The organism is Pseudoalteromonas rubra (assembly GCF_005886805.2).
GTDB lineage: Bacteria > Pseudomonadota > Gammaproteobacteria > Enterobacterales > Alteromonadaceae > Pseudoalteromonas > Pseudoalteromonas rubra_D.
Genome location: NZ_CP045429.1, coordinates 2,054,928 through 2,068,196, shown reverse-complemented (window position 1 = coordinate 2,068,196; position 13,269 = coordinate 2,054,928). Strand labels below are relative to the sequence as shown.

Sequence of the window (13,269 nt, the reverse complement as noted above, 5' to 3'; positions counted from 1 at the left end):
ATAGTCGAAATGCAAAGACCTCCAACAAAATCGGAGGTCTTTTGTATATTATCTCTATAGTTAGCTAACTTGGCTCCCTGAACAGTCAGCTATACAGGGCTCAGTCCGGTTTAAAGCCATCCTCACCACTGATACTTTCAGGCAATCCACAAATTGCACGAGAGGTTTGCATACCTGCCATCACCGCAGCTTCAACACACCCAGCGTTCACACCCGTGCTGATCCAATCTCCTGTCAGGTAAAGATTATTAAAAATAGTGCCATCTGTTGGGAGCCTGTATTGGCTACTATCTACTACAGACAAGACATACCGCTCGCTAGGATCAACGTTGACCCGCCAGTATTGGCTGTCAAATCGCTCTTCGCCTTGCGCGATGCTGTCGTCATAGAGTGTATTCCAATTGTACTGACCCGCTGCATTATAGGCATTGGGCCAAAGCGGTTTCATTTCTGTCGCTAACTTGTTGATGGCATTTACTTTTACTTTGGCTTTTTGGTCTGAAGGAAAACTATGGTGGTTACTGGGTGGATACTCAGCACAACCAAACGCACTGCAAAAATAGGCGATGTTCTTTGGTCCGTTAGCAGGCCAATCTTCATGCGGTAATAAATTCGACATAGCAGCCCAGGTATCAAAAGGTTGCGAAAACCCGCTGAGGATAGGACGCTCTTCACTGGGTGGCGTATAATTGAACCCGAGTTGTTCATCTGTTTGATTGAGCCAAACCTGAAATGCTTGAGTTGCCACTGTTTTGACTTCACTACTTTGTAAACTCAGCTTTTGATCCAGAGCCAGCAGTTGTGGGCATACATGCTCCAGACCACCGACAGAAATACCAAAGATCACTTTATCAAAGTCCCTGCCACGCTTAAGCGACAATGTCGGCAATGGCGTACCAAACTCAGCTTCATAAATTGCCGGCCAGTTACTCCAGAAAGATTCTAAATTGACATTATGCTGCTGTAATAACGCAGCCTGTGCATCATCTATCTGGTCATAATTCGGTCTATCTGGCCAGCATGGTAATCCTTTAACGTCGACAAACGGATCATACTGTCCATTTTTGAGCTTTACTTGCTGTGTCATTGTGATCTCATCAACCACATTCTCACTACCGTGCAATGCCGGGATCAGCTCGTCAACCTGATGGAAATACTCGAACTGAACGCCGCGTTTAGCCAGCAATTCATAAATGGGTGAAAAAATAATATCGCCCATGCCAGCCTGCATTTTCCACATTACGCCACCGCGATAGCACAGCATCAATCTAAGCATAGCCAGTGACGCAACGCCCGCTTCTACATTACCATTATCAAAATCACCATCAACATACCCAAACACGAGATCATAAAACCCTCTCACCGGCGCTGATTCAACAACATACTCTTCATCAGCACCATTGCGTTTCAACCATGCCTTAAAGTCATATTTATTGATTGCTTCAAAACCATCTGAATGGACATGGTCACGGAGCAGGCCAATCAACATCGCAATAGCAAGATCAGCACAGATGTATAAGCGCCTGATACCCGGATGATCATCCAACAAATCTCGCGCTTCAGCTCTAAGCCAGCGTTTAAGCTTACGAACTATGTACCAGGTAACCAGGCGGTCACGACTGTTTGAGAGGTTTTTATCCGCTGCACGCAAATTCAATAATTCGTGCAGTTGCGTGATCAGTAACCGGGGAGTCGACCAGATCTCTTTGGCCTCATCGTGTGCACTATCAAAAAAGTCAGAAACTTTATCTTCCAGACTATCAAATGCCGACGTAATTTCGCTGGCAAGGTGCTGCAACAACCCCCGGTCCCGGCGTTTACGCGTTTGCAGACGAATCTCCCGATGGGCAGCTTCCACTTCATCTTCTAAGCCATCTATCCATTTGTGTAACCAGGCAATGGTCATCTGGATCAGTTGCCAAAAATGCAGATCCAGAGTACCGTCCGCCGGATTACCAGGCACCAAAGGAAAATCAACTGGCCAGGTTTCCCATTCATTGTCAATGAACTCCTGTAAAACCACAAAGCTATGAGGTTTTAACGCCTGCTGCCATGTTGAAATAGGCACAGAGCTGGGTCGATCCAAATTATTGTAAACGGTTTCGATCGCCCGGAATGAGTTAACATATGATCCAAACCATACATGAAGACCGTGTTCCTCAATACGTTCATGTGCATCTGGGTTGCGCCCACTGGCGCCTTTCCCACCAAGGCGCCAACCTAACTGATAGACTGTGATCTCATAGTTTTCCTGCCAATTTTCTTTTTCTGTCAGATAAACAGCGGCAGTCATAGCCGATACACCACCACCCAAAATTGCGATTTTTTCTTTACTCATAATGACACCCTACCCCAACTCTGCTCTGACAATTTCATGTGCCCCGTCTTGATCAAAGTCCATACAAAGATAATAAGGTAGCTTTGCGAACTGTTCGCCCACGGCTATCCCAAACATATCTTCCAGGGGAAAAGCATCAACCTGATTAATGGTGACTTTATATTCGTCTTTTAAAAAACCCAGTTTATGGAGCTTTTTCACTTCTGAAGGGGAATGCACTACGGCGCTGTAAACGCTGTTAGTGGCATAGCCATCCGGAAATTGTTTGAAGAAGATTTGATCTAACATAGGGTTTGTAAACCCTGTCAGTAGTTGTTTGATAAATTCGCTACTAATATCAATTTCGCTGGCAGTTTCATGGAGTAGCTCGGCGACTTCCTTGCTGATTTCTACGGCTTCCTCAAACCAGGTATCATCATCCGCCACCCGGTCTATGGACAATAACTCGTACCAGGCCATTTTTTTATTCGGGTCGTAAGGCTGAAAGGTCTCAAGACTCAGAGAAAAATGATCCGCATGCCGCCGGTCACTGGGCATTTCATAACGACATAAGTACTTGTTGTATCCCCAGGTTTCACGGCCATTGATCAGTGCATTGATGTTATTCACAGTGATAAACGCGGGATACCAATAAAGGTGAGTCATACGGTTGGTGTTTTTGCACACCTCAGCAACTGGCACCCAGATAATGATATCGGTTTCCTGCATGTAGCCATAATTACTAAATGGCGGAACCTTAGAGGCAATATTTTCGATATCAGTAAATGTCAGCAGACAATGCGAAGATATGGCCTTGTAGGTATTAATCTCATTAGGTACGGAGTTCAACGTAGCATCGAAAAACGCCTGTATTTTCTCAATTTTCCCTTTTAAAAAAAATCCGTACATCATTGCATTAAGCATTCTGCAAGGTGGTTTAGCAATGGGATTACCCAAAAAATGGCGATAAGGGATAGTCAGTTTTTCAGACATAGAAAACTCCTTCTATTGCGGTAGTAGTATGCGGCGACAGAAACACAGCGATAACAAACAAGCTTGCTACCACTGCTCCCATGCGCTATCAGCAACCACCACATCACAACCTAAAGCTGTACTTCCATGACCGATAACCGGGGGTGTTAAGTGCCCACAATGATTAAGATGACACTAAGTCTAGTTCATCTTTAATGCGTCGATAGTTAAATTTAATCTTTGCCAGCTGCGCCACTTCTCCCTGGCATCTGGCCAGATAGTGGCCGTAAGCATCACTGTCATAGTGCGCAGACAGTCTGTTCATGAAACCATGCTCATAACGGGTACGGAAGCACTCAACATTAGGCTGTTGCTGCAGAATTTCCATGACTGGTACTATGTCAAAATGGTTTTCCTGATAGGGAAAAAAGACGTCAACCCGACAGCCTGGGTTGAGATGCAAATAATTTCGTATCTGCCCCGGGTAAAATGCAATCAGCTTAACAGAGCTCTTTAATGCAATTGCAGACAAAGCCCGCCATGCAGCAACAGCCCCAGCACTGAAAGCAATGATCAGATCCGGTTGAAAGGCCAGGATGTCGTCCAATACTTTGCGCATATACGCATCGTGCCCAACTTCATTGATAAAACTCTGATAAACCTGGTTTTCTGGCAGGTGTCCTTTTCCCTGCCGATCCCCGTAGGGAGAACTCACTTTGCAATCACCGTCCAGGTTTTGTGCAAAGTCCTCGAGATAGTCGCTATGACCGAATATATCACTGACGATAAGCGTAACCATGATTGTCTTCTCTTATTTCCAATTTAGTTATTATATTAATCGTTACGCTAACCCCCCATCTTAACTGAAAAGTGCACCAATTGCAGCGTAACTAAGTTTGTCTATCCATGTTCATCAAGCGGTGCAAACTGAGTTGGAACCCTCTAAAATGTAGCAAACCATTACCATTTGTAAAAATAATTAAAACGCAAATATCTCACTCAGCCAATTCCATGAAATATCCGGCCCGAACCGCCTTTTACTCCGCTTTTTTATGACCTCTGCTAAACTCACTATTCGGATGACATATTCGGAGAAATGCGTGAAGTTCTTTTTGCTGTTGTTAACGTGTATTACCTCAGTTTGTTACGCTCGTATCGAGAATCATGCAATATCCTGGATCACCTTAGACTTTCCACCTTACTACATCTATGCAGACAGGGATGAAGGCGAAGGTCGAGATGAACAGGTCATTTCGTTATTACATACTCAGTTAAATAAACTTGACTATTATCATCATAGCTTTCCAGCCAGTCGCGCCATTCATGAACTGAGCCACAGCCGCAGCGGTTACTGTATGGTGTCGCTTTATAAAACCGCCAGCAGACAAAAATACATCACTTATACAAAGCACCACTCAACCGTGGGTCTTTCGCCCGGGCTTGCGCTGCGAAAAGAGACCATACAGAAACTTGAGCTAGATGTGAGACAACCTGTTTCTTTGGTAAACCTGATGCTCAAACATGACCTCACTCTGGGTATTGCGCAAAGTCGCTCATATGGGGAAAAGCTCGATAAACTTATTGAGCGGTTGCCACGCGAACAGGTTGTTATTCGGCCGGGTTGGGATACACTGCAAAGCCTGACAAACATGCTGGTGAAAAAGCGAGTGGACTTAGTCCTGGGCTATCCGAGTGAACATTACTACCTGAGTAAACGCCTCGGCGCTGATAACCTGACACAAATCGCCTTAATCGGCGTGCCACTCATTGCTAAAGGCTATATCGGTTGTACCAATAACGACCTGGGCAAAAAAGCAGTTGCCCTGTTCGATCAGACATTAGTTAACCTGGTCAAAACAGAGGAATACAAACGCATAATGTTAAAGTGGCTACCAGCTCATTTGAAAAGTAAGCTCAATAGGCACCTCATTAATGAAACAGCTCAACTCAATAATGAGGTGCACATCGGAGAAGACCGAAACTAACCCGCCTTTAGCGGTTTTTATAGAAGTAGCTTTCTTTTTCTATCGTGATGTTTGCATCCTCCTGGGCCGTCACCACAAACTTCAATGGTGTTGCTGTGCGGCTTAAATCATAGCCATCCGCCGTTACCGTCACTGGAACCAGAAGCATTTGCCCCGCCTCTATCTTGATCGAATCAGGCGCTGATAAGCTGGCATGCTCTATCCCACTGATCCCAACCTGATAATGCAAGGTCTGCTGGGTTTTATTGATGATACTCAAGGTATATGGATTTTCCACCAGCCCCTCATAATTCACACGGTACAACGCGTTTCTGTCGCGGATCACTGAAGCTTCTATAGGCGTACGATTCATTGCCCAGACCACCATAGTGACTACAATCATAGCGAACAGGGCCGCATATCCCACTAGCTTTAGCCTGAACGGATTCGTCTTTTTACCCGATAGTGTATTTTCACTGGTGTACTTGATAAGCCCGGTTTCATAGCCAAACTTATTCATAGTCTCATCACAAGCATCAATACACAGTCCACAGTTAATACACTCGTATTGCAGACCATTTCTGATATCAATGCCCGCCGGACACACTTCAACACATAGATTACAGTCTACACAATCGCCTAATCCCATCGCTTTGTGATCTGCTTTGCGTTTTCTGGGGCCTCGATTTTCGCCGCGCGCACTATCGTATGATACAACTAAGGTATCTTTATCGAACATGACTGATTGAAAGCGCGAATATGGACAAGCCACGTTGCACATTTTCTCGCGCAAAAAGCCTGCATTCCCGTAGGTACAAAATGCGAATAAAAACACCCAGAAGCTCACAAGACCAGACCATTGCAGTGTAAACATATCGGTATACAGTGCTTTGGCTGGCACAAAATAGGCCATAAAAGAAGTGGCCGTAAAGACAGAGATCAGCAGCCATACTGCGTGTTTTGCCAGTTTTTTAGATACTTTTTTGCCGTCCCAATTGCTTTTATCCAACTTTATTCTTTGGTTTCGAGTCCCTTCGATCCGATGTTCAACCCAGGTGAACATCAGCATCCAAATCGTTTGTGGGCAAGTGTAACCACACCATACCCGGCCCAGCCAGTTAGTTACAAAAAATAAGCCAAATGCACCAGCCATAAATACCCAGGCCAGGATCATGAAATCATGCGGTAGTAAAGTAACGCCAAAAATACGAAACTGCTGAGAAGCCACATCCAGTAATACAGCCTGCTGGCCTTTGTATGGGATCCAGGGAATGGCAATGAAAACCAACATCAGGAACCAACCCAGATAGCGACGGATCTGCTGGAAAGGCCCCTTTTGTTCGCGGATATAAATCGGCCCATCCTGCTTATAGGGCTTAATGATCATATCTTCTTCTTTAATATCGAACTTCATAATACTTGCTTATTATCAGTGAAACACACCAATACAATTTGCAAGTTTCAGACCAAACTGAAAGTTTTTAACCTGCTGTTTTATAACAACTTTAAAATTCATGGAAAACATAAGTTCGCGAAATATCGCGAACACCCGTTATATATCGCGTTCCCTTTGAATATTTAGCTTCTTCATTTTTGATCGAAGAGTGCTTTCTGGCATACCCAGTAATGCTGCTGCGCCCTGCTCGCCTGCCACCCGCCATTGACAAAGTTCTAAGACTGAGAGTATGTGTTCCCGCTGGGCATGTTCAAGAGATAGATCCTGAGATACGGCCGCTTCTCCTATATTCGCAGCCAATGCCTGGGTCAGCCGCAGTGTTCTGCCTGTGGCTAATATGGCTTCACGTTCAAGAATATTTTGCAGTTCACGAATATTACCGGGCCAGTCGTAAGCCTGAAGCTTTACCAGTGAAGATTTAGCGATACCACGTAATTGCTTACCCAAACGAGCATTAAGTCGCGATAACATATTGGCACATAATAAAGGAATGTCTTCAAGCCGCTCTTTAAGCGCCGGTACTTTAATAGGAAAGACATTGAGGCGGTAGTATAAGTCCATTCTAAACTCCCCTTTTTCTACCATTTGCCACAGATCTCGGTTGGTCGCGGCAATCACACGAATATCTACTGAAATGGTTTTGCTCCCCCCGACACGTTCAAACTCCTGTTCCTGCAGCACCCTCAGTAGCTTACTCTGTGCTTCGAGTGGCAACTCGCCAATTTCATCGAGGAATAATGTGCCCTGATGCGCCAGTTCAAAACGCCCCTTGCGTCTTTCATTCGCTCCTGTAAACGCCCCTTTTTCATGGCCAAACAGTTCAGACTCTAGCAAGCTGGGGGAAAAAGCAGCACAGTTAACACGTACAAAAGGCTGAGCACTTCTTAAGCTCAGACGATGTAGATTCCTCGCAACCAGTTCTTTTCCGGTGCCATTCTCACCCAGGATCAGTACGGTGCTATCGGTCTGGCTAACCAGCTTTATTTGCTCAAGCATAGTCTGAAAAATATGACTCTGGCCCACCAACCCGGAATCCTGCCAGTCTTCATTAATCTCTGCCAGCAGATAGCTGTTTTCCTCTTTGAGTTGCTCAGAAAGCGTCTGAACTTGCTCGAGCGCGTCTCTCAACGCCCGCTCTGCCTCAACTTGTTTTGATATGTCGCGAAATATCGCGACAGCACCGATAACCTGGCCATCCTTATATACGGGTGTCGACGTGTACTCCACAGCAAAACAGCTGCCATCTTTGCGCCAAAACACTTCATCTGTGACATGCCGGGTTTTGCCGTCAAACATAGTTCGATAAATTTGGCAATGATCCGCTGGATAAGGGGTGCCATCTGCGTAACTATGATGGTGGTATTGATGAATTTTCTTGCCCAGTAAATCGTCGGCAGACCAGCCAGTCATTCTTTCTGCAGCCGGGTTAATAAACACGGCATTACCTGATAGATCAAACCCGTATATCCCCTCGCCGACTGCATTAAGCAGCAGACGGGGATCGTTTAAGAATTGTGCGATTACAGAAGACATAGATTACCTCGTGATATTTCACGAAGTAATCTAACATGACTGACGCAGAAGCAAAACTACACAACTATACTTTGAACAAGGAAAGTGCCTGCGCATCAAAATTACTAAGATTCGGAAATAACTCTGTCATTTCGCTGTCTGCAAGACCAAACCAACGTGCCAACGGTGCGAAATACTGTTCGTTGCCGAATGCCGGGATCAGGCGTCCGCCTCCAACATCATTTGACCCATCGAGCTGCTGCGGCATCATAGCGCCATGCACATCACCGCCATTGACCGCACCACCAAGTATCAACTGATTACCTGCCCAGCCATGGTCGGTGCCATCTCCGTTAGAGGTTAATGTACGACCAAAATCAGACATGGTAAATGTACTGACCTGCTCTGTCAGCTCAAGCTCAGCCATCGCACTTTGGAATTCCACTAAACTTTGTGCAAGCACGCCCAGCAATGCCGGGTGGGCAGACTCCTGCTCATCATGCGTATCGAATCCGCCCATAGAGACAAAGAAGATTTGTCGTTTAGCACCCAGCTGAGACTGGATACTGATGGTTTTCGCGACCGCTGCCAATTGCGCGGATAGACTCGATTCGCCAAATTCAGTAGCCAGTACAGGCGCTTCTTCCAGCAAAGTGTTCATGTATAGAGTATGTTCGATAGAACCATTTAACCGGCTGCCATACGCCGATGCCAGCGGATGAGACGTCTGGTTAAACAAGGTTTGCATGACGCGCCTTACATGCTCTACTCGCGGCTCATAACCGCTCAGGGCGTTAATTTTACTTATACCACTTTTACTCAATGCAAATGCACTAGTATTCATGCCAGTTTGCCATGGGTTTGCCCCATCTACGGTAATATTACTGCCAAATACCGTCCCCTGATCTAACCGCTCTAACAACCTGGCACCCCAGCCGGTATTCAGCGTCTGCTTCTCCTGGCCGTGCATCCAGGTCGCCTGTTGATCATTATGCGAAAACAGATGCTGCGGTAATGGTACGCTCCTGCCCTGATACTGAGCTAGGGACGTCGGTGCGATTAAAGTCCCTACCCCGCCCACAAAGGCCAAAGTCTGCTGGTCAAAATATGGCTGTAATGTAGACATCGCAGGATGCAGGCCAACGCCACCTTCAAACTCGCTGGCAGTTGTCAGTGACAGCGCATCTTGCACAGCGAGGTTCTGCCGGCTTGCTTCGTACCAGCTACGATGATCGCCCGTCAGCGGAACAAGCATATTCATGGAGTCGTTGCCGCCATACAGGTACACACATACCAGAGCTTTATAGTCTGAAAAGTTACGTTGCTCTATGCTGCCCGACAGCGCCTGAAGCTGCAAACTGGTCAATGCTGCAGCCGACATGCCTCCTTTCAGGCACAGGGATAGAAAGTCTCTTCTGCTCTTGTTCATCTTGCTGGCCTCCTAATACTGCACGTTAAATTCGGGTGATAGTGACACCATAAACAAAAGCTGCCCAACTCTGTCTGCTGCACTTTTATTCTCAAAGTACGCGTCGAGCTCTACAAACGCTTCCCGGCTTGCTTGTGACATATTGCCTGCAAAGTACAGCACATTATATCTGTCGAGCAACGCGTTGAGGCCGCTGGCTTCTAGCAATGCGATATCACTATGGCCATACAAATAAATTGCCGATGGATTGAGCGTATCGTGGCGCTCAGCCATGCGCCAGACCAAGTCGCTATAGTGCTGGTTTAACGTGCCAATCATTGCTGCATCATTCGCTATCTGTAGTTCAGGCGCAAATAACCCTTGCTCACTCAATTCCGCTGGTTGGTGATCTGGCCTGAAAAAGTTAAATACCGAAGGTGATAGCATAGGGCCCTGACCAAACCTGTCATCCAGGTTCCAGGTGAAGTAGTTACCTTCCTCACTGTGTGCATCCAGTGTACGCCACATCTGAACCCCTTTAAGCAGTGGCTCTTTTATTTTTCCCTGATGCGCCAGAACAGATCCATACCGTCGCGCCTCATCATCAAGGTAAATGGCACGGATCACAGCACTGAGGTCTCCCCGCACACCGCTCCCATTGTCATTAAATACCATAGCAACGCGTTCTACATATTGAGCAGTAGGGTTTGAGGTGATCAATCGCTGAATAAGCTGCTTGGAGATAAAGGGAGCAACATTGCTATGATTAAATAAATTATCCAACGCGAGCTGCATAGAGTCTTCTGGCCCAACACCGGCCGGGATCACTTCTCCATTCAGTAGTGTCTTTTCTAGCTCTGAGTGATAGTCAGGAAATGCTTGCATAGGCAGACTAAAATTACGACTTGGGCGATTCCAGCGAGCCGAGAATGCAAACGTCCAGCCCGTGAAAACACGTGCAAACCCGGTGATTTCCTGCTGAGAATAGGTCGGGATACTTTGGCCGTTGTCATCACGCATGATGCTACCATCCAGATTGAGCATATCCAGCCCGATGGTAAACAATTGCATGACCTCTCGTGCGTAATTTTCATCAGGTCGGATATTACGTTCAGGATCTGCCTTCTCATTACCAAGATGGCTGAGGTAGGTCCCCATCACAGGCGATAAAGTCACAGCTTCAAGCAGTGCCCGGTAGTTGCCAAACGCATGCTCAATCAACAGATCGTAGTAGGCAAGCATGCCTTCCGGTTCACCTTTTAATGCATTGTTTGCATCCGAGACCACCAGAATTTCGCTCAATGCAAAAGCCACACGCTGTCTCAGTTGATCATCTGCATTCAATGTGGCTTTCCACCAGGCATCAATACGATTTATCTGATAAGGCGTATCTCTGTCAGGATAGTTTTCAAGTAGTGCAGAGTGATGCGTAGCCGGTAATGCCATTTGCGCATCCAGCCATTGCTCTTCACTCATGCCAGTAGCTGCATTCACCTCTTCCAGCGTTGGCCCCATTGTCCCCTGATGTAAGAGCACTGCAGCCTGAATATCTGACATCGCATTACTGGCATAAACATCGATCTCAGAGGTTGTTTCTGCGCCCTGTGGATCCGTCACCGTGACTGAAAATTGATAAGTATCACCAACGGCCTGGTAGGTCTCTGGTAAAGTGATAACCAGCGTTGGACCAGTCACATCACCCAATTCAATTTCTGGCCCACTCAACTGTTTCCAGAGATAACTAAATGAAGTATCTTCAGGGTCTGCAACGTTGGCAGACAGAGTTAATGGCTCACCTTTAATCACCTCAGGCTGAGCGATATCGACAATCACCTCGGGCGGGGTGTTTTGCTGCTCCGGCGTTTCATCTGTTCCTTCAGAAGCATTATTGCTCCCCTCGCCTTGCGAGCTATCTCCCTGTTCCTGAGTAGGTTGTTCAGTATCTCCGCCAGCCTGCTGGGAAGTTTGAGTATTTGTTGTTGTGTTTGATGAGGTATTATTTGAAGTTGGGCTGCTGTCTGACGAGCCGCCACCACAGGCAACAAGGGTTGTCAGGCAAAACGCCGCAAGATAGAGGTGAGCATTCATAATTGCAGTGTCCACAATAGCACTTAATACTTTTATAACAGAGCATTTAGAAAAAACATATACTAAATTACTATCATTCTCTAAAGGCCTTCATACTCATTTGAAAGTGCTTTTTAAATTGTCTCGCCAATGCTTGCGGATCCTGATAACCAACCTGATAGGCTATTTGCTCTTGTGACAGTTCAGAACTCGCAAGTAAATATCTGGATTTCTCCAACCGCACTAATCGAACATAATCTATAGGCGTTAGCCCTACATGCTGCTTAAAACGCCGGATCAAAGTTCGCTCAGACATATATACCGACTCTGCCAATCGTTTTAATGTCAGTGAATCCTGCAGATTTTCATCAATGAGCCTTTGTACCGCTTTGACCTGCTTATCTGAATGGTCCTGTAACACACTAAGTCGAATAAACTGATTTTGATTGGAAAACTTTTGTGGAATTGCCAGCCATGAAGCAATTTGCTCAGCCACTTCTTTGCCTACTCTATCGCTGATAAACGTGAGGATCAGGTGTAAATAGCTGTGTGCTGCGCCGGCGGTATAAACGTCATTACTGCGAAAAACAATTTCATCGGATTTAAAGTCAATATGAGGAAAATACTTAGCAAAAAATGGAGCCAACCACCAACTGGCCGTGATCTGATGCTTATCGAGTAAACCCGTACTTGCCAGATAAGCAACACCGCAGCATCCAGCAAGATGAAAACGACAATGACGGTGTACATCATTAAGCCCTCTTAGTGCCTCCTTAACCTGCATACACTGTTGCCATAAAGCGCTGTGGCCACTGTACTGTGCGCCTACCCAGATCATGGCATCATAATCTTGTAAGTCCGCCAAAGTACTGTCGCATTGAATCTTCAGCCCCTGAATACTGACAACCTCAAGTTCACTGGTTAGCGCAGCGATCTTCCAGCTAAAAAAAGACCGCCCCAGAACTTGATTAGCCACGTTTAATATGTCGATCACCCCAGTCAGTGCACTGGCAAACACTTTCGGCGGGCACACAAGTACGATCCGCATGTCACTTTCAACCCAAATTTCGTCAATATTGACACAGTAACTTAGCCACCTGATTAGATAAAGTAAAGCCAATCTCATTTACAGAAGGAACAACCCAATGTGGATCCACATCCCAATATTCTTTTTAGTGTCTCTTTATACTCTATTGTGGTTTATAACTGCCAGTCTGCGGATCCGCGCTGTCTATCAGCGCAAAATAACACTGTCAGACATCCGCTTTGTCAGTAAAGAAGGCTTTCCCGAGCGCATCCGATTATTGACCAACAGTTATGACAACCAGTTCCAGTTACCCCTTTTGTTTATCTGCTTGTTACTGATGCTACATATTCAGGGGATCCAAGGGCAACTATGGTATGTATTCAGCACAGTATTCGTTACTGCACGTTACTGGCATTGCTATGAGCATTTACTTGGCCAGAACCTCAAAATGCGTACGCTCGCCTTTGCCCTTGGCAGTATCACTCTGTTTATCGCGTGGTTCACACTGCTGTGGCAATCACTATAAGTAAGCCCCTGTTTTATAGC

10 protein-coding genes are annotated in these 13,269 nt (G+C 46.0%); 2 read left to right on the top strand and 8 right to left on the bottom strand.

Annotated features, from left to right (window positions below; all coding sequences use genetic code 11):
* Window positions 1-100: 100 nt before the first annotated feature.
* From CWC22_RS08920 to CWC22_RS08910, 3 genes are all read right to left on the bottom strand, one after another.
* Window positions 101-2,338 (bottom strand): NAD(P)-binding protein, encoded by a 2,238-nt coding sequence (locus CWC22_RS08920; RefSeq protein WP_138536614.1) that lies wholly within the window; start codon window positions 2,336-2,338, stop codon window positions 101-103.
* A 9-nt stretch (window positions 2,339-2,347) separates the two neighbouring features.
* Entirely contained in the window at window positions 2,348-3,310 is a 963-nt protein-coding gene (locus CWC22_RS08915; protein ID WP_125559226.1) for an acetoacetate decarboxylase, read from the bottom strand.
* Between the two features lie 163 nt (window positions 3,311-3,473).
* The gene (locus tag CWC22_RS08910) at window positions 3,474-4,088 is read right to left on the bottom strand and encodes a hypothetical protein (protein ID WP_125559224.1); all 615 of its coding nucleotides are present in this window, start codon (window positions 4,086-4,088) and stop codon (window positions 3,474-3,476) included.
* A gap of 301 nt (window positions 4,089-4,389) precedes the next feature.
* On the opposite strand from CWC22_RS08910, the gene CWC22_RS08905 reads away from it, so the two are divergent.
* Window positions 4,390-5,274, top strand: a complete 885-nt coding sequence (locus tag CWC22_RS08905; protein WP_171044994.1) for a transporter substrate-binding domain-containing protein — start codon at window positions 4,390-4,392, stop codon at window positions 5,272-5,274.
* A gap of 7 nt (window positions 5,275-5,281) precedes the next feature.
* Here CWC22_RS08905 and ccoG read toward each other — a convergent pair whose 3' ends face one another.
* The 5 genes from ccoG to CWC22_RS08880 all read right to left on the bottom strand — a co-directional run bounded on the left by ccoG (window position 5,282) and on the right by CWC22_RS08880 (window position 12,744).
* Window positions 5,282-6,667, bottom strand: a complete 1,386-nt coding sequence (gene ccoG, locus CWC22_RS08900; RefSeq protein ID WP_138536610.1) for a cytochrome c oxidase accessory protein CcoG — start codon at window positions 6,665-6,667, stop codon at window positions 5,282-5,284.
* 138 nt (window positions 6,668-6,805) lie between these two features.
* Window positions 6,806-8,242: a sigma-54 interaction domain-containing protein gene (locus tag CWC22_RS08895; protein WP_125559218.1), complete on the bottom strand. Its 1,437-nt coding sequence runs from the start codon at window positions 8,240-8,242 to the stop codon at window positions 6,806-6,808.
* Window positions 8,243-8,306: 64 nt separating this feature from the next.
* Window positions 8,307-9,650 (bottom strand): DUF1501 domain-containing protein, encoded by a 1,344-nt coding sequence (locus tag CWC22_RS08890; RefSeq protein WP_138536608.1) that lies wholly within the window; start codon window positions 9,648-9,650, stop codon window positions 8,307-8,309.
* Window positions 9,651-9,662: 12 nt separating this feature from the next.
* Window positions 9,663-11,717, bottom strand: a complete 2,055-nt coding sequence (locus tag CWC22_RS08885) for a DUF1800 domain-containing protein (RefSeq protein ID WP_138536702.1) — start codon at window positions 11,715-11,717, stop codon at window positions 9,663-9,665.
* 73 nt (window positions 11,718-11,790) lie between these two features.
* Window positions 11,791-12,744 carry a GlxA family transcriptional regulator gene (locus CWC22_RS08880; RefSeq protein WP_138536606.1) on the bottom strand — a complete coding sequence of 318 codons (954 nt, stop codon included), beginning with the start codon at window positions 12,742-12,744 and terminating at the stop codon, window positions 11,791-11,793.
* Between the two features lie 97 nt (window positions 12,745-12,841).
* Between CWC22_RS08880 and CWC22_RS08875 the strand changes: the two genes are divergently transcribed.
* Window positions 12,842-13,249, top strand: coding sequence for an MAPEG family protein (locus tag CWC22_RS08875; protein WP_138536604.1), 408 nt, complete (start codon window positions 12,842-12,844; stop codon window positions 13,247-13,249).
* Window positions 13,250-13,269 lie beyond the last annotated feature (20 nt).

Coding starts and splice junctions, on each gene's coding strand:
- CWC22_RS08920 (WP_138536614.1), bottom strand. CDS start 2,338: ATGAGTAAAGAAAAAATCGCAATTTTGGGTGGTGGTGTATCGGCTATG.
- CWC22_RS08915 (WP_125559226.1), bottom strand. CDS start 3,310: ATGTCTGAAAAACTGACTATCCCTTATCGCCATTTTTTGGGTAATCCC.
- CWC22_RS08910 (WP_125559224.1), bottom strand. CDS start 4,088: ATGGTTACGCTTATCGTCAGTGATATATTCGGTCATAGCGACTATCTC.
- ccoG (WP_138536610.1), bottom strand. CDS start 6,667: ATGAAGTTCGATATTAAAGAAGAAGATATGATCATTAAGCCCTATAAG.
- CWC22_RS08895 (WP_125559218.1), bottom strand. CDS start 8,242: ATGTCTTCTGTAATCGCACAATTCTTAAACGATCCCCGTCTGCTGCTT.
- CWC22_RS08890 (WP_138536608.1), bottom strand. CDS start 9,650: ATGAACAAGAGCAGAAGAGACTTTCTATCCCTGTGCCTGAAAGGAGGC.
- CWC22_RS08885 (WP_138536702.1), bottom strand. CDS start 11,717: ATGAATGCTCACCTCTATCTTGCGGCGTTTTGCCTGACAACCCTTGTT.
- CWC22_RS08880 (WP_138536606.1), bottom strand. CDS start 12,744: ATGCGGATCGTACTTGTGTGCCCGCCGAAAGTGTTTGCCAGTGCACTG.
- CWC22_RS08875 (WP_138536604.1), top strand. CDS start 12,842: ATGTGGATCCACATCCCAATATTCTTTTTAGTGTCTCTTTATACTCTA.